Here is a 15,389-nt window from a genome sequence, read left to right as displayed (position 1 = left end):
CGCCTCACCCCGGCCAGGCAAAGCTTTTGGCGGCCCGCACAAAGGCCGCGACGGCGGGGGAATGGGGGCGCCCCCGTACAGTGATCAGGGCGATGCTGCGCTGCACCACCGGATCGACCAGCGGGCGCTGCAACAGGCCGGGCAGCGACACCGAATATTCCGGCATGAAGGCAAAGCCGATCCGCGCCAGCACCATCGCCTGCACCCAATCCTCGCGGTCCGAGCGGAACCGGGCGTACAGGGCGACCTGCTTTTCCGCGCAGACCGCCATCACGGTTTCGCGCAATTCGCAGGCCAGCCGGTCAACATAAGGCTCGCCCGACAGATCGGTCAGCTTGACCGCGTTCAGATGGCCCAGTCGATGCTCGGGCGGGAAGATCACGATGTAGCGTTCGGTATAAAGCGGGTGGGCGTGGAACGCTTCGCCCAGACCATCCATCGGGTTCAGCACGGCCGCATCCAGTGTGCCATTCTCCAGCTGTGCCCTGAGGTCGGCAACCGGGGCTTCGGTCACGCTCAGCTCAATCCCCTCATAGCTGTTTTCGAACTGGCCCAGAAACCGCGCGAGATGGATGTGTCCAACGGTGGACATGACCCCCAGCCGGATTGGCACCTTGTGCAAAAGGCGCATATTCTGCGCCAGCAACTGCGGCGCCTCGGTTTCATCGACGATATGTTGCAGATGCGGCAGCATCGAACGACCGAAATCGCTGAGCAATATCCGCTTGCCTTCGCGGTGAAACACCGGCGCACCCAGCGCCAGCTCCAGCGTTTTGATGCCTTTGGTCAACGCCGGTTGCGAGATGTTGCACTGGAGCGCCGCCTTGGTGAAATTGAGCGTCTGCGCGGCGGCCAGAACATATCGGATCTGCGACATTTCCATGCTGACCGCCCTCTAAATTCCAGTCATTGCACCCCAAACCCTTCGCCGCCATCATACACGGTTCTGGCAAACTTGCGGTTATGGATAGATAACCAATCCTCATTTTCTTTTTGCGGCGACAGGGCGCTTGATATGGGCACCGTCACAAGCAGGGAGTCGGAAAATGACAGTCTATATGGTGGAACGTGATCTTAAAGGGATCAGCATGGCTGATCTGGGCGGTGCGCAGCAGGCCGCGATCAAGACTGCGCAGGATATGACCGCGCAGGGAACTAAGATCAGCTACATCCGCTCGACCTTTGCGCCAGAGGATGGGCGCTGCATGTGCCTGTTCGATGCTGCCTCGGACACCGATGTCAGGCGGCTGAACGACACGGCTGGACTGCCTTACCACAGTATTGTCGCCGCACTTGATCTGACCCCGTGAGCCGGAGGGCCGCACGCAGGCCGATGAACCAAGGCATGCGGGTCTGGCCAAAATAGCAAAGGAAATCGGGCGATGGGCCAAGGACAACATATTCTGGATGCGATCGGCAACACGCCGCTGGTCGAATTGCGCCGGATCGTGCCCGACGGCAGCGCCCGGATCGTGGCCAAACTGGAATCGGCAAATCCGACCGGCAGCATGAAGGATCGGCTGGCGCGGATGATCGTGCAGCGGGCGGCGGCGGGCCGCTTGCCGCCCGGCGGCACGGTGGTGGAATATACCGCCGGAACCACCGGGATTTCCTTGGCACTGGTGGCCAGTGCCTTGGGCTACAAGACCCATTTCGCGTTTTCCGATGCGTTCAGCGACGAGAAACGCTTTGCGATGCTGGCTTAGGGGGCCACGATCAACGCTTGGCCCCGCTCGCGCATCCGCAAACCAACGGCATGGTCGAACGGTTCAACCGCCGCATCGAGGAGGTGCTGCAGTCGCACCACATCCGCTCGGGCGACGCGTTAGAAACCACGCTGGACCGATATGTGTTACTCTACAACCAGAAGTTGCCGCAGTCAGCCTTGGGCAGCAAGACGCCCTTGCAGGCGATGAAGGACTGGCACAAACTCAAGCTGGACCTGTTCAGAAAACAGCCCTGCCACCTTCCGGGATGTGACAGCTATCCTTCCGACTCTGACCCATTCGTGAGCCGTTATAACGGGCTGACGCAGGTCATGATCGCCCTCGTCAAACTTGTCGTGTTGATCGGCTCTGTTGCACAAATCCCGTGAAGGATTCATCTTGTGAATCCAGCGTGATAGCTGGAGAGCATGAGCAGACCGAACACACCGACTTACAAGACCCTGAACTGGCCATCCTACAACGAGGCGCTCAAGCGCCGGGGATCCCTGACGATCTGGTTCGATCCAGACATGGCGTGGACTGCGAAGCCGACAGGCAAGCGTGGGCGACAGCCCGTCTACAGCGATGCGGCCGTCCAGACCTGCCTGACGATGAAGGTCCTTTTCGGCATGGCGCTGCGGCAAACGACCGGCTTCGTCGAGAGCCTGCTTGGCCTGATCGGCCTCGACTGGGATGTGCCTGATTTCAGCACGCTCAGCCGTCGTCAGAAGGCCCTTGCCGTGAACATCCCACATCGGGGGTCGCAGGGTCCGCTGCATCTGCTGATCGACAGCACAGGTATCAAGGTCGAGGGCGAAGGGGAGTGGAATGCCCGCAAGCACGGCGGTGCAAAACGCCGCGTCTGGCGCAAGGTCCATCTCGGGATCGACGAGGAAACACTGGAAATCAGGGCGGTCGAGGTCACCAGCAGCGATATAGGCGATGCTCCAATGCTACCCGAACTGCTCAGCCAAATCTCTCCAGATCAGGAGATTGCCACAGTCACCGCCGACGGCGCCTACGACACGCGCAAGTGTCATGATGCCATCGCCGAACGGGGTGCTGACGCCGTCATTCCGCCCCGCAAAAATGCAAAACCCTGGAAGGCGATCACGGCAGGTGCTGTCGCCCGCAACGAGGCGCTGCGGGCGACGAAATATCTCGGCCGCGCGCTCTGGCGACGATGGAGCGGCTACCACCGCCGGAGCCGCGTCGAAACCAAGATGCACTGCGTGAAACTGTTGGGCCAGCGCCTCATGGCGCGGGACTTCGACCGTCAGGTGGCGGAGTTCCAGGTTCGTGTTGCCGTGCTGAACGGCTACACCGCGCTCGGCATCCCAGTCACAAAGGTCGTGGGATAGGTCTGTCTGGGGATAGGGGAAGTCCGGCCGTCAACCGATTTGTGCAACAGAGCCCTCCGAAATGTCCGTCTCAACCGCCATAAATCCAGTCAAGTTGCCAATCTCGTCGCGCAAGGGTTCAATGCTGATATCCAGCCAATATTCAACACCATGCTTGGAGCAGTTCAGAATTTCAACCTGGACAGGTTCGCCCCTGTTCAACGCATCGCGCATTTTGGCTGAGGCTTCGGGGTCTGTATTCTTGCTCTTCAAGAATGAACCGGGGCGCTTACCTTTGGCTTCGGCTAAAGTGTACCCCGTCAACCGTTCGAAAGCATCATTCACATATTCGATACGCTGCTCGGTGTCAGTTACGATTACCAAGTTGATTGTTCGGCGAGCCACCTCACTCAGTCTGTCGAGGGTATTTAGTTGCAATATTTCTGAAGTCACATCGCGGCTTACGAACAGGTATGATGGCCTTGCGTCCGCGCCGTCGCGTCGGGCAGCACGCACGCTGTACCAACGTTGCCCTGTGATAGTGTCAATCTTGTATGTCCGGTCCTCGGGGCTGATGCCGCGATCCAATTCCGCCATCATCGCGCGGCGCTGCAAAGCCACTTCTGGCGGCAACACGTCTTCCAGCCGGTGCCCCAACATTTCCTCACGCGGCCTGACCAAATCTTCCGGATTTCTGGCATGCACGTAGATGAACGTTCCATCAGCATCTACTTCAAGGACGATATCCGGCATCGCTTCTAACAAAGTCTGAAAGCTTCGATCCTCACGGTCATCGGAACTATCCGTTTGCCCTGACCCGGCATTTGGCCATCCCATAGTGGCAAGAATCCCCTCCGTGACAGGTGTGATTGCGCCGAGTTCAGTCACAGAAAGGCGATTTCCGCCTTGCGGGGCGTGCAACACTAAAATCGTAGCACCAGCTTTCCCATCTCCCAAGGGCAGGATCGCCAGATTTCCACCAGCCCAGTCCACACAGGCCGGAAGATCAGCAACATGGTCCCGCAGAAGCAAGTTGGAGCCAAGAAGGATTGGGGCTGGTTTAGAAAGCGGTCTGGTCGCAGCGTCTTGCAGATCCCGCACAAGCCCCGCAAGATCAGGCATGTCCGTAGACCGCTCGGCCGCCGCCCAGGAACTCGACAGCACGGGTGCGCCGGTGGCTTTCAGTCCTAAAATTTGGACGGAACTAGCGTTGAAGTATCGTCCCAGCAAACCCAGAGCTGACGCCACGGCAGGTCCGGATCCTGTTGTTGGAGCTTTCAGGAGCATGCTAAGAACATCTATTGTCAGCGATTGAACAGAGAGATTTCGCTTCATGGCAATCCAAACCTTGACCAGTCCGCGCTTGTTGGCGGTCTCTTTGATCCTAAGATTTATTGAACGCTTTCCGCAAGATGTACTGCACACTTAGGGGATGCCACTGGCATTCACCTAGCTTTGTGAACAGCGGGTTGGCTTTCTTGCTGGCTGAGACGCGTCCGACATCGAATAGCGCAGATGGCGAACAGCTATGCCGACGGTTCAGACCCGCTTCCTTTCTCCAGATACCATGTCTTCTCGACTAAGATGTTGGTTTTGCGGTCGGTTTGGGGGCTTAACCGCGTCCACGGTAGGACGGCACGCCTTGATCCGGAATCCACAGGGTCTGTGGCGCAGGTCCGGTCTGGTAGAACACGTCAATTGGGATGCCGCCGCGCGGATACCAATAGCCGCCGATGCGCAGCCACGCGGGGTCAAGCAGTTCGACCAGCCGCTTGCCGATCGAAACCGTACAATCCTCGTGAAACGCGCCGTGATTTCGAAAAGAGCCAAGATAAAGCTTCAGCGATTTGCTTTCGACCAGCCAGTGCTGCGGCACATAGTCGATTACCAGATGCGCGAAATCCGGCTGGCCCGTCATCGGGCAAAGCGAGGTGAACTCCGGCGCGGTGAAGCGCACGCAATAGGCGGTGCCCGCTTGTGGGTTCGCCACCTTTTCCAGCACCGCCTCTTCAGGGCTTTGCGGCAGCGGGCTGGCAGTGCCAAGCTGTTTCAGATCCTTGTAGATATCAGTCATGTCGATCTCCATCGCGGTCAGACCCCGCGTTTGTTGCCCCAAAGCAGAACGTGAAGTTGCGGCAGCACATGGGCGGCAAACCAGCGGTCGGCAATCACGCGGTCCACCAGCCAACCCATCCGCTGCATGATCCCGTCGATGTCGATCAAGGCGTCGTCATCCTGTGGCCCCGGCGGGGTGTGATTGCCCGGTTGCAGATAGACCGGCAGGCCGGGAAACCGTGCGGCGGCGTCACGGGCATAGGTATAATCTGCCTCGTCGAAGACCACGAATTTCAGCACGATGCGCGGCCCGGACGCGGCGGCGTCCACACAAGCCCTCAGCGCATCCCAGTCGGTTGTCATCGCACTGGAGGGCGGCTTCGGGCTAAGAACCAGCACATCCAGATCGGCAAACCAGTCGCGGCTGACCGAGCCCTGGGTTTCCAGCGCAAAGCGGTAGCCTTCGGCGTGGCCCTGCCGGATCAGCGGCCCCAACGGCTGTATGGCCGGGTTGCCTCCTGACAGCGACACCATCAAGGGCTGGCCCGCCGACAAAGCCCGCACGTCATTCAGCACCCCGTCAGTGGTCATCGCGCGCCAATCGGCGCGAAAACGGGTGTCCACCGCATGCAGACTGTCGCACCACGCACAGCGATAATCGCAGCCCCCTGTGCGCACGAACACGGTGGGCTGACCGATCAGCGCGCCTTCTCCCTGAATGGTTGGCCCGAAAATCTCGGATATGCGGATGACGCTGCTGTCATCGGTCATGGCCGGTATTCCGCCCATGTCTTGGGCGTCTCGCTGACCCGCACCGCGACTGTTTCGGGCAAAAGCGCCTTGCACCAGTCATGGAAATGCTGCGCCAGAACTTCTGACGTCACCCCATCATGGCCCAGCACGTCATTCAGGTGGCGGTGATCAAAGTGATCGTCGAGGTAGCGCTTCAGCGGGGCCAGATCGTGGTAATCGCGCACGAAGCCGAACGCGTTCAGCGTGGCCGCAGCAAGTTCCACCACCACGATATAGTTATGCCCATGCAGCCGGGCGCATTGATGATTGGCAGGCAGTTGGCACAGCTGATGCGAGGCGGAAAAGTGGAATTCCTTAGTGATGCGGAACATCAGACCGCCCCCCGCTTGACCGCTTCGCGCCAGAAATCGGCATCGGTATATTCGGTGGGATCGGCAACCCCCGCCAGATCAAAGGCCTCGCGCCGTTCGACACAGGTGCCGCAACGCCCGCAATGGGCATCACCGCCCTTGTAGCAAGACCAGGTTTGCGCAAAGGGCGTGTCGCGCCGCGCCCCATCGGTGACAATGGCCGATTTCGGCAGGTTCACATAGGGGGCGTAAAGCGCGATGTTGGCATAGCCCTCAAGGGCATGGCGCTGCATGGTCTGGAAGGCGTCGATAAAGCCGGGACGGCAATCGGGATAGATGAAGTGATCGCCGCCATGCACGGCGGTGGCGACGGCATCGGCACCCCGGGCGGCGGCCACGCCAAAGGCAATGGCCAGCATGATGGCGTTGCGGTTCGGCACCACAGTGATGCGCATGGTTTCTTCGGCATAATGCCCGTCCGGCACCGCCAGATCATCGGTCAGCGCCGAGCCAGACAGGCTGCGGCCGATATCGCGGATGTCGATGGTCTGATGCGGCACCTGCAACCGTTCGGCGCAGGCCGCCGCAAAAGTGACTTCCTTGCGGTGACGCTGGCCGTAATCAAACGATAACAGGCCCAGCAACGCATGCTCGACGGCGACCTTGTGGGCCAATGAAACAGAGTCCAGTCCGCCGGAGCAGATGACGATGGTTTTCATGCGGTGTCCTTGTTTTGACCGGGTAGGCTGCGACCGGTATTCTGAATGCAGGCCTATACTGCGCAGATGGCAGAATGTGAAGCCGAAAGCGGCGCGTCGGGTTTCGGATCACCACCAGCCATTCAGATAGTGTTTTGCCTCTGCGCAGGCCGTGGCCAGATCGTCCCCCCGCGCCAGGCGGGCGGCGATGGCGCTGGCCAGCGTGCAGCCCGTGCCGCGCCGGGTGCCGGGTTTGCGCAATGCGGCGAGCCGCAGGGGGTCGCCGCCGGGGCGCAGCAGCCAATCGACTGCCTCCGGCCCGCTGGCATGACCGCCCTTCAGCAGCACCGCTTTCGCGCCCAAGGCGAAAAAGGCGGCTGCGATGCTGTCCAGTCCGGTATCGGGCGCAAGGCCGGTCAGAATAACCGCCTCGGGCAGGTTCGGGGTGATCAGGGCCGCACGGGGGATCAGGCGGGTGATCATCGCGGCACGTCCGGCGGCATCCATCAGCGGCACCCCGGCGCTGGTGGCCAGAACCGGGTCCAGCACGAAGGGCACGTTGGGCAGGGCCGCTGCAATGGCCTCGACGATGCTGGCGTTGGTCAGCATCCCCAGTTTGGCCGCGCGCACTGGACCTGCGGCGCGGATCTGGGCGGCCACCATCGCCGCGGGCACCGGATGAATGATGCAGCCGCCCGTCGCATCCTGTGCTGTCACCGCCGTGGCCGCCACCCGCGCCGTGATGCCATGATCGGCCATCACCGCCAGATCGCGCGCAAGGCCAGCCCCGGTGGAACTGTCCAGGCCCGCGATGATCAGCACGCTCATTGCCCGTCCGCCAGCAAGGCCAAAGCCGTGGCCCCGCGCCCCCCCAGAACCTGCGCGCCGCGCCACGCCCGCAGGCCGGTAGAGCAGCACAGCACCACCCGGCCCATGGGGATCGGCCAATCGGCCAGATCGCCCGGTGCCACCACTTGCGCGCCGGGCAAGAGTTGCACGGTGCCCGCCGGGCGCAGGTCGATCACCGTATCGGTGGCGGCAAGCTGGGTGGCGGCGACAAAGCCGAAACCGGGCACATCCATCGCCCCGGCAAATCCAAACCCGCCAAAGCGCCAACTTGCCATGTCCAGCGTGACGATCCGGCCCAAAGGCGACGGCTCCAGCCCGATCAGCACCGAAAGCGCCATCTGCCCCTGCACCGCGCCAAGGGCGGCCACGGCTGGCCCCATCACCCCGGCGCTGGCACAACTGGCCGCCTGCGCGGGCAAATCGGGGAACACGGCGCGATAGCCGGGGGCCGTTCCACAGAACCCGCCCGCATAGCCCGCCCGCCCGATGACTGAAGCCGAAATTAATGGCCTGCCCGCCGCAAGGCACAGATCGGACAGGGTATAGGTCACGGCAAAGCTGTCGGCGGCGTCCACGACCAGATCGGCGGCGGCAATCAGACCGGGGGCATTAGCCGGATCGAGCCGGTCAACAATCGCCGTGGATTTACAATCCGGGTTCAGCGCCGTGGCACGGGCCGCCGCAGCCACGGCCTTTGGCTCGCCAATGTCGGCAGCGCTGTAAAGCGTCTGGCGGTGCAGGTTGGACATCTCCACCTGATCCAGGTCCATGATCGTCAGCCGCTTCACCCCTGCCGCCGCCAGCGCCGGGATCACCGTGCAGCCAAGGCCACCCGCGCCGATGATCAGCACATGCGCCGCCGTCAGCCGCGCCTGCCCATGGCCCCGACACCCGGCACCTGCATCTGGCGCGCGTATCGGCTCATACGATGGCTCCGGTCGCCTGCACCCACAGGCGCGTCTGCGCCTCGGGGTCGGGGGCGGTCACCAGATCAGTGACCACAGCCGCCACATTCGCTCCCGCCGCGAACACCTCGGGCAGCCGCGCAGGTGTCAGCCCGCCGATGGCCACCAACGGTACCGCCCCGATCCGCGATTTCCAGCGCGTCAGCTTGCCCAGCCCCTGCGGATGCCACGGCATCTGCTTCAAAAGCGTCGGCCAGATCGGACCCAGCGCGATATAGGCGGGGTTAAGGGCAAGGGCCCGGTCCAGTTCCGCCCGGTCATGGGTCGACACCCCCAGCCGCACCCCGGCACGGGCGATGGCGTTTGTGTCGGCGCTGTCCAAATCCTCTTGCCCCAGATGGATAAAGTCCGCACCGTGATCCAGCGCCGCCTGCCAGTGGTCATTGACCACAAGCTGCGCGCCGTGCCGGGCACAGACGGCAAGCGCCGCCGCGATCTGCGCGGGGATCTCGGCCACATCGCCCTTGAACCGCAACTGCACGAGCCGCACGCCCAAAGGCACCAGCCGCGCGATCATCGCGGCATCTGGCAGCACCGGGTAAAAACGAGGCAGGATCATCGCAGCCCCCCCAGGCCCAGATCGGCCATACCCAGAACCGGGGTCGAAGGCACCGCCATGTCGCGCGGCGGCATCAGCCCCGCCTCAAACGCCAGCCGCCCCGCCGCAACCGCCTGCCCGAAGGCGCGCGCCATGGCCACAGGGTCGCCCGCCTTGGCAACGGCGGTGTTCAGTAGAACCGCATCAAACCCCATTTCCATCGCCTGCGCTGCCTGACTGGGCGCGCCGATCCCGGCATCAATGATCAACGGCACGCTGGGGAAATGCCCCCGCATCGCGGTCAGCGCATCCACGTGGCGCAGCCCCCGGCCAGACCCGATGGGCGCGCCCCATGGCATCAGCACCCGGCAGCCCGCATCGAGCAGGCGTTCGGCCACGATCAAGTCTTCGGTAGTGTAGGGAAACACCGCAAACCCATCGGCGCAAAGTATTCGAGCCGCCTCGACCAGCGCAAAGGGGTCAGGTTGCAGCGTGTCGGCGTTGCCGATCACCTCCAGCTTGATCCAGTTGGTGCCGAACACCTCGCGCGCCATCTGCGCCGTGGTGATCGCCTCTTGCGCCGAATGGCAACCGGCGGTGTTTGGCAGAATGCGCGCGCCGGTGGCCTGCAAGAGCGGCCAAAAGCCGTTTGCGCCGCCGCCATTTGCGGTTTCCCGGCGCAGGGATACCGTGATCACCCCGCAGCCAGAGGCCGCAATGGCATCGGTCAGTACCAGAGGTGAGGGGTATTGCGCCGTTCCGAGCAGCAGGCGCGACGATATTTCTACATCATAAAGCCGCATCTCAGCCCCCTTGCATCGGGGCCAGAACCTCGACCCGGTCGCCATCATGCAGCGTGGTCGTGGCACGGGCCGAGGCGGGGATGAAACCGCCGTTCAGCGCGGTGGCCAGCGCCGCGCCGCCAAAGCCAAGCGCCATCAGCGCATCGGCCAGATTTGCGGCGGCGACTTCGGCCGGGATGCCGTTCAGATCAATGCGCAAGGGCGGGCTCCTGTCGTGACTGGGTGAGGATATCGGCCAGTTGCCCGGCCAGCGCCGGGGCGGTTAGAAAGCCGTGGCGATACAGGCCATTCACATGCCAGCGCCCGCCCGCCTGTGTCAGGCGCGGCACATTATCGTCAAAGGCGGGGCGCAGGCCGCTGCCCATCTCGACAATCGCCGCCTCGGCAAAGCTAGGATGCAGGGCGAAGACTGCCGACATCAGCTCACTGGCGCTGCGCAGGGTGATCGGGCCGGGGTCATCGCTTTCCAGCATCGTCGCACCGACCATGAACTGCCCGCCTTCGCGCGGCACGACATAGACCGGAAAGCGCGGATGCAGCAGTCGGATCGGACGCGACAGCGCCACCTCCGGGCAATGCAGCAGCAGCATTTCGCCCCGCACGGCGCGCAAGCCGGGCAAGCCGTCACGCGCCGCGATGCCCCGGCAGTCGATATCGGCCTGATCGGGCGCAAGATGCGTGTCATACCGGATGGCCACCCCGCGATGGCACAAACCATCCACCAACGCCCGCAAGGCCTGGCGCGGGTCAAGATGCGCCTCGTCCGCATAGTAAAGCGCGCTGGCAAAGCGCCCCGCCAGAGCGGGTTCAAGCTCTGCAATCTGGTCGGGACCGATGCGCGCGTGGCCGATTGTACGGGCGGCGAACCGGTCGAGTTCTGCCCGGTCGCGGGCCGGGGCCACGACCAGCGTGCCATGCCGCACGACGCCGGGCACCCGTGCGGCCCACCAGTCGGCGGCAACGGCTCCCAGCCGCGCCACCTCGGGCGGGGCACTTTCGCCCTCGACAAAGGGGGCCAGCATCCCCCCCGCCCGCCAGCTTGCGCCCGCACCCTCCGGGCCGCTGTCCACCACCTGCACGGACAGACCGCGTTCGGCCAACACGGTCGCGGCGCACAGCCCCGCGACCCCCGCCCCAAGAATGGTGATCATTCCGCGACCTCTGCGGCAGGCAGATAAACCTCGCCCTTCTCGCGGAACTTGGCCGCCATCGCCGCCATGCCGTCCTTCTGCGCCTCGGCGCGGATATCATGGCTGATCCGCATCGAGCAGAATTTCGGCCCGCACATCGAACAGAAATGCGCGGTCTTGTGCGCCTCTTTCGGCAGGGTTTCGTCATGCATGCTGCGCGCGGTTTCGGGGTCAAGCGACAGGTTGAACTGATCTTCCCAGCGAAACTCGAACCGCGCACGCGACAGCGCATCATCACGCGCCTGCGCCCCCGGCAGGCCCTTGGCCAGATCGGCGGCATGGGCGGCGATCTTGTAGGTGATCACGCCCACCTTCACATCGGCGCGGTCGGGCAGGCCCAGATGTTCCTTGGGCGTCACATAGCACAGCATCGCGGTGCCGAACCAACCGATCATCGCCGCCCCGATGGCGCTGGTGATATGGTCATATCCCGGCGCGATATCGGTGGTCAGCGGCCCAAGCGTGTAGAACGGCGCCTCGCCACAGGTGGCCAGTTGCTTGTCCATATTGGCCTTGATCTTGTGCATCGCCACATGACCCGGCCCTTCGATCATCACTTGACAGTCCTTGGCCCAGGCGATTTTCGTCAGCTCGCCCAGCGTCTCCAGCTCGGCAAACTGCGCCGCGTCATTGGCATCTGCGATGGAGCCGGGGCGCAGGCCGTCGCCAAGGCTGAACGACACGTCATAGGCCCGCATAATGTCACAGATTTCATCGAAATGGGTGTAGAGAAAGCTTTCGCGGTGGTGATGCAGGCACCACTTCGCCATGATCGAGCCGCCGCGCGAAACGATGCCCGTCACCCGGTTTACCGTTAGCGGGATATAGTGTAGCCGCACACCGGCATGGATGGTGAAGTAATCCACCCCCTGTTCAGCCTGCTCGATCAGGGTGTCGCGGTAAATCTCCCATGTCAGGTTTTCGGCGATGCCATCGACCTTTTCCAGCGCCTGATACAGCGGCACCGTTCCGATCGGCACCGGGGCGTTGCGCAATATCCATTCGCGGGTGTTGTGGATGTTGCGCCCGGTCGACAGGTCCATCACCGTATCGGCACCCCAGCGGATCGACCACACCATCTTGTCCACTTCCTCGGCCATCGACGAGGTCACGGCACTGGTGCCCATGTTAGCGTTGATCTTGACCGCGAAGTTGCGGCCGATGATCATCGGTTCCAGTTCGGGATGGTTGATGTTGGCCGGGATGATCGCGCGCCCGGCGGCGATTTCCTGACGGACGAATTCCGCAGTGACGTAGTCCGGGATCGACGCCCCGAAATCCTCGCCGTCGCGCGGGGTGGGCAGGGCGGCGGCGCGGCCCAAATTCTCGCGGATCGCCACATATTCCATCTCGGCGGTGATGATGCCCGCGCGGGCATAGGCCAGTTGCGTAACCGCGTTGCCGTCGCGCGCACGCAGCGGGTTGGTCTGCACCGCAAACCCCGGCACCAGCCGCGCGCCGGTGGCAAAACCGTTATCGGCGGGCTGAACACTACGCGCCGCATAGGCCTCGCAGTCGCCCCGCGCTGCGACCCATGCGCTGCGAACCGGGGCCAGACCTCGGGCAATATCCGTTTGCACTGCTGGGTCGGTATAGGGGCCGGAGGCGTCATAGACAGTGACTGGCGGCTCTCCCGCCGAAGGATGCACGGCAATCTGGCGCATTGGCACAAGGATGTCGGGATGGATCACCCCCGCCACGTGCCGCTTTGACGAAGCGGGCAAGGGGCCCGTGGTGACGGCGGGCAACGCAGTTGCGGTTGCGGGCGCGGTGGTCAGATCAATCTGGTTCATCAAAGCCTCTTCGCGTTGATGACCCGTCGGTAAGGGAAAGAAGCCGGGATTGCCCCGCATGGTGCCGATCCGAAAGACCACGGAGACGGCGACCGCTTGTGCTTCCTACGCCAGTATCAACTGGGTCAGGTTCAAAGGGTCGCTTCACCGCAGGCCAGACTTTGACGTCTAACCTGCTATCAGCCTCTCAGTCCCTTGGGCGGGACTCCCCTGACAGTACGGTGTAACTAGACGCTTGATTGGTGTGCGTCAACCGGCGGCAGAAGATGTCCGCCCACCAAAGTAATGATGCAGTTGGGTGTTTGCTGGCGTGTGTGGTTTGAACCCGGACCCGTTTCAATGCGGAATATCCCGAATTGTTTGATGTGGCGCGTCAAACAGGAAACGAAACATCAGTTTAATGACTTTCGGTTGCGTCGATTTGGCGGAGCAGGTTTTTTTCAGAGCCACAGCGCAGCAACGGGCGGCCGATCGTGATCCTCAAGGGGTTTGGATTCGAATCGCTCTCAAGTTCATGCAGGCTGGAGCCATAAACCGGCAGCTTGACAGGCATGATCAGAGCCAGTTCAGCCCCGCGCTACGTCATGCGTCAAGCAGCACCCTCGCTTCGTAGCCCTTCAGCGACAGCCGCGCGGCCTGGAAATTGAGAGCGCCCATCGTCAACTCTGGGAACAATGCTTCGATCTCGTCGCGTTGCTCACTGTCCATGTTCGACAGGGTGCGATCCGCTGGCTGGAAGCTTTCGGTCCATGCCCCATCGGCACAAATGATTTCGTGGCGGTCGAACAGCAGATGGACATAAGTTACCCCATAGGTCTGCACCTGTTCGATGCCGGGCAATGTGGTCAGATGGGTTGCCGCGACCAGCACTTCCGGCTCGCCAAACAGCATCTCGGCCCGTGCCCCTTCGATCAGCATGCGGTGCTGCGGCGAAACCATCATATCGCGCTCTGGCAGACCGCGATCAAGCGAGCCCGCGGCAATCCGGATCGGTTGCAGCTTCGGCTGCACGATCAAATCCGCAATACTAAGGTCGCGCTTGCCGATCCAACGCAGGGGTTGCAGCCCATTGTCCAGCGTTTCCACCAAGTAGCCGGGTTGCATGTCCTCGACCGCGATCACACCGTGATCCGTCAGGATCATCGTGCCGGGGGTGAAGCAGGGCAACACCTTCTCAATGTTCGTGAAACCCATCGAACCGATGACATGCCCCGACGCGTCGAGGAACTGGACAGTCCCATTCTCGTGGTTCAGCGGGTCATAGATGATGTTGGTTCGCGACCAGCCCCAGGCGCTCAGGTCCAGCAGATCGTTGTCGGTCGACCCTTCGCCGCCATCTATAGTATCACCGATGCCACCGAAGAAGGTGTCGTTGCCATCGCCGCCATAAAGCGCGTCGTGCCCTGTCTCGGCAGCGAAGTAGTCGTTGCCATTGCCGCCGCTCAGCGTGTCATCGCCCGCGCCGCCGTCCAGCAGGTCGCCGCCGTCGCCGCCGATCAAAAGGTTGTTGCCGTCGTTGCCGGTCAAGGTGTCATTGAGGGCCGAGCCGGTCAGGTTCTCAATGCCGCTCAGCGTATCCCCGGCGGCGTCGCCGCCCGCGCCAAGGCCGGTGGTCAGATTGACCGTCACACCCGAGGCCGAAGCCGAATAATCCGCCGTATCGGTGCCCGCCCCGCCGACCAGGCTGTCCGCCCCGGCACCGCCGACCAGCGTGTCATTGCCCGCGCCGCCATCCAGCACATTGGCATTGCTGTCGCCGGTCAGGCTGTCCGCCAGACCGGAACCAATCAGATTCTCAATGCCGGTGAGTATGTCGCCCGCCGCATCGCCGCCCGCGCCAAGCCCGGTGGTCAGATTGACAGTGACCCCCGCCGCAGAGGCCGAGTAATCCGCCGTATCGGTGCCCGCCCCGCCGACCAGGCTGTCCGCCCCGGCACCGCCGACCAGCGTGTCATTGCCCGCGCCGCCATCGAGGAGGTTGGCATTGCTGTCGCCGGTCAGGCTGTCCGCCAGACCGGAACCAATCAGATTCTCAATGCCGGTGAGTATGTCGCCCGCCGCATCGCCGCCCGCGCCAAGCCCGGTGGTCAGATTGACAGTGACCCCCGCCGCAGAGGCCGAGTAATCCGCCGTATCGGTGCCCGCCCCGCCGACCAGGCTGTCCGCCCCGCCGCCGCCGACCAGCGTGTCATTGCCCGCGCCGCCATCGAGGAGGTTGGCATTGCTGTCGCCGGTCAGGCTGTCGTTGAAGGCCGAACCAGTCAGGTTCTCGATCCCGCTCAGCGTATCCCCGGCGGCGTCGCCGCCCGCGCCAAGCCCGGTGGTCAGGTTCACCGTCACGCCCGACGC

18 protein-coding genes are annotated in these 15,389 nt (G+C 63.1%); 4 read left to right on the top strand and 14 right to left on the bottom strand.

Annotated elements, in window-relative coordinates; translation table 11 throughout:
• Nucleotides 1–4 precede the first annotated feature (4 nt).
• Complete coding sequence (locus ACP7AP_RS14015; protein WP_426034829.1) at nt 5–883, bottom strand: LysR family transcriptional regulator; 879 nt, start codon at nt 881–883, stop codon at nt 5–7.
• 163 nt (nt 884–1,046) lie between these two features.
• On the opposite strand from ACP7AP_RS14015, the gene ACP7AP_RS14010 reads away from it, so the two are divergent.
• The 4 genes from ACP7AP_RS14010 (at nt 1,047) to ACP7AP_RS13995 (ending at nt 3,067) form a co-directional block, all read left to right on the top strand.
• A complete protein-coding gene (locus tag ACP7AP_RS14010; protein ID WP_426034828.1) occupies nt 1,047–1,310 on the top strand; it encodes a DUF4242 domain-containing protein in 264 nt (87 codons plus the stop codon).
• A 72-nt stretch (nt 1,311–1,382) separates the two neighbouring features.
• On the top strand, nt 1,383–1,706 hold the full coding sequence (locus tag ACP7AP_RS14005; RefSeq protein WP_426034827.1) for a pyridoxal-phosphate dependent enzyme: 324 nt from the start codon (nt 1,383–1,385) through the stop codon (nt 1,704–1,706).
• A gap of 17 nt (nt 1,707–1,723) precedes the next feature.
• Complete coding sequence (locus ACP7AP_RS14000; protein ID WP_426034826.1) at nt 1,724–2,095, top strand: integrase core domain-containing protein; 372 nt, start codon at nt 1,724–1,726, stop codon at nt 2,093–2,095.
• Between the two features lie 39 nt (nt 2,096–2,134).
• On the top strand, nt 2,135–3,067 hold the full coding sequence (locus ACP7AP_RS13995) for an IS5 family transposase (RefSeq protein WP_426034825.1): 933 nt from the start codon (nt 2,135–2,137) through the stop codon (nt 3,065–3,067).
• Nucleotides 3,068–3,097: 30 nt separating this feature from the next.
• On the opposite strand, the gene ACP7AP_RS13990 is transcribed toward ACP7AP_RS13995, so the two are convergent.
• The 13 genes from ACP7AP_RS13990 to ACP7AP_RS13930 all read right to left on the bottom strand — a co-directional run.
• Nucleotides 3,098–4,381: a PAS domain-containing protein gene (locus ACP7AP_RS13990; RefSeq protein ID WP_426034824.1), complete on the bottom strand. Its 1,284-nt coding sequence runs from the start codon at nt 4,379–4,381 to the stop codon at nt 3,098–3,100.
• Nucleotides 4,382–4,658: 277 nt separating this feature from the next.
• The gene (gene queF, locus ACP7AP_RS13985; protein ID WP_299508739.1) at nt 4,659–5,120 is read right to left on the bottom strand and encodes a preQ(1) synthase; all 462 of its coding nucleotides are present in this window, start codon (nt 5,118–5,120) and stop codon (nt 4,659–4,661) included.
• Between the two features lie 17 nt (nt 5,121–5,137).
• Nucleotides 5,138–5,872 carry a 7-carboxy-7-deazaguanine synthase QueE gene (gene queE, locus ACP7AP_RS13980; RefSeq protein WP_426034823.1) on the bottom strand — a complete coding sequence of 245 codons (735 nt, stop codon included), beginning with the start codon at nt 5,870–5,872 and terminating at the stop codon, nt 5,138–5,140.
• Nucleotides 5,869–6,225 carry a 6-pyruvoyl trahydropterin synthase family protein gene (locus ACP7AP_RS13975; protein WP_426034822.1) on the bottom strand — a complete coding sequence of 119 codons (357 nt, stop codon included), beginning with the start codon at nt 6,223–6,225 and terminating at the stop codon, nt 5,869–5,871. Before ACP7AP_RS13975 ends, queE begins: the two co-directional genes overlap by 4 nt.
• Nucleotides 6,225–6,923, bottom strand: a complete 699-nt coding sequence (gene queC / locus ACP7AP_RS13970) for a 7-cyano-7-deazaguanine synthase QueC (RefSeq protein WP_426034821.1) — start codon at nt 6,921–6,923, stop codon at nt 6,225–6,227. Before queC ends, ACP7AP_RS13975 begins: the two co-directional genes overlap by 1 nt.
• A 108-nt stretch (nt 6,924–7,031) precedes the next feature.
• A complete protein-coding gene (locus tag ACP7AP_RS13965; RefSeq protein WP_426034820.1) occupies nt 7,032–7,730 on the bottom strand; it encodes a hydroxymethylpyrimidine/phosphomethylpyrimidine kinase in 699 nt (232 codons plus the stop codon).
• Complete coding sequence (locus tag ACP7AP_RS13960; protein WP_426034819.1) at nt 7,727–8,602, bottom strand: ThiF family adenylyltransferase; 876 nt, start codon at nt 8,600–8,602, stop codon at nt 7,727–7,729. The genes ACP7AP_RS13965 and ACP7AP_RS13960 overlap by 4 nt, the downstream gene beginning before the upstream one ends.
• A 70-nt stretch (nt 8,603–8,672) precedes the next feature.
• Nucleotides 8,673–9,275, bottom strand: a complete 603-nt coding sequence (locus ACP7AP_RS13955) for a thiamine phosphate synthase (protein WP_426034818.1) — start codon at nt 9,273–9,275, stop codon at nt 8,673–8,675.
• A complete protein-coding gene (locus ACP7AP_RS13950) occupies nt 9,272–10,057 on the bottom strand; it encodes a thiazole synthase (RefSeq protein WP_426034817.1) in 786 nt (261 codons plus the stop codon). The genes ACP7AP_RS13955 and ACP7AP_RS13950 overlap by 4 nt, the downstream gene beginning before the upstream one ends.
• A 1-nt stretch (nt 10,058) precedes the next feature.
• Nucleotides 10,059–10,256 (bottom strand): sulfur carrier protein ThiS, encoded by a 198-nt coding sequence (gene thiS / locus ACP7AP_RS13945; RefSeq protein ID WP_426034816.1) that lies wholly within the window; start codon nt 10,254–10,256, stop codon nt 10,059–10,061.
• Nucleotides 10,246–11,208 carry an FAD-dependent oxidoreductase gene (locus tag ACP7AP_RS13940; RefSeq protein ID WP_426034815.1) on the bottom strand — a complete coding sequence of 321 codons (963 nt, stop codon included), beginning with the start codon at nt 11,206–11,208 and terminating at the stop codon, nt 10,246–10,248. Before ACP7AP_RS13940 ends, thiS begins: the two co-directional genes overlap by 11 nt.
• Nucleotides 11,205–13,040: a phosphomethylpyrimidine synthase ThiC gene (gene thiC, locus ACP7AP_RS13935; RefSeq protein WP_426034814.1), complete on the bottom strand. Its 1,836-nt coding sequence runs from the start codon at nt 13,038–13,040 to the stop codon at nt 11,205–11,207. Before thiC ends, ACP7AP_RS13940 begins: the two co-directional genes overlap by 4 nt.
• 582 nt (nt 13,041–13,622) lie before the next feature.
• The coding region (locus ACP7AP_RS13930) for a Hint domain-containing protein (RefSeq protein ID WP_426034813.1) at nt 13,623–15,389 on the bottom strand (1,767 nt) is incomplete at its 5' end.

Origin of the sequence: Cypionkella sp. TWP1-2-1b2, assembly GCF_049896245.1 — a bacterium.
Taxonomy (GTDB): Bacteria; Pseudomonadota; Alphaproteobacteria; order Rhodobacterales; family Rhodobacteraceae; genus Cypionkella.
Note: the sequence above shows the minus strand (reverse complement) of the source record. Positions and strands in the feature narration are given on the sequence as shown.

Coding starts and splice junctions, on each gene's coding strand:
- queE (WP_426034823.1), bottom strand. CDS start 5,872: ATGACCGATGACAGCAGCGTCATCCGCATATCCGAGATTTTCGGGCCA.
- ACP7AP_RS13975 (WP_426034822.1), bottom strand. CDS start 6,225: ATGTTCCGCATCACTAAGGAATTCCACTTTTCCGCCTCGCATCAGCTG.
- ACP7AP_RS13955 (WP_426034818.1), bottom strand. CDS start 9,275: ATGATCCTGCCTCGTTTTTACCCGGTGCTGCCAGATGCCGCGATGATC.
- ACP7AP_RS13965 (WP_426034820.1), bottom strand. CDS start 7,730: ATGAGCGTGCTGATCATCGCGGGCCTGGACAGTTCCACCGGGGCTGGC.
- ACP7AP_RS13950 (WP_426034817.1), bottom strand. CDS start 10,057: ATGCGGCTTTATGATGTAGAAATATCGTCGCGCCTGCTGCTCGGAACG.
- ACP7AP_RS13990 (WP_426034824.1), bottom strand. CDS start 4,381: ATGAAGCGAAATCTCTCTGTTCAATCGCTGACAATAGATGTTCTTAGC.
- ACP7AP_RS14015 (WP_426034829.1), bottom strand. CDS start 883: ATGGAAATGTCGCAGATCCGATATGTTCTGGCCGCCGCGCAGACGCTC.
- ACP7AP_RS14010 (WP_426034828.1), top strand. CDS start 1,047: ATGACAGTCTATATGGTGGAACGTGATCTTAAAGGGATCAGCATGGCT.
- ACP7AP_RS13940 (WP_426034815.1), bottom strand. CDS start 11,208: ATGATCACCATTCTTGGGGCGGGGGTCGCGGGGCTGTGCGCCGCGACC.
- ACP7AP_RS14005 (WP_426034827.1), top strand. CDS start 1,383: ATGGGCCAAGGACAACATATTCTGGATGCGATCGGCAACACGCCGCTG.
- ACP7AP_RS13995 (WP_426034825.1), top strand. CDS start 2,135: ATGAGCAGACCGAACACACCGACTTACAAGACCCTGAACTGGCCATCC.
- thiC (WP_426034814.1), bottom strand. CDS start 13,040: ATGAACCAGATTGATCTGACCACCGCGCCCGCAACCGCAACTGCGTTG.
- queC (WP_426034821.1), bottom strand. CDS start 6,923: ATGAAAACCATCGTCATCTGCTCCGGCGGACTGGACTCTGTTTCATTG.
- queF (WP_299508739.1), bottom strand. CDS start 5,120: ATGACTGATATCTACAAGGATCTGAAACAGCTTGGCACTGCCAGCCCG.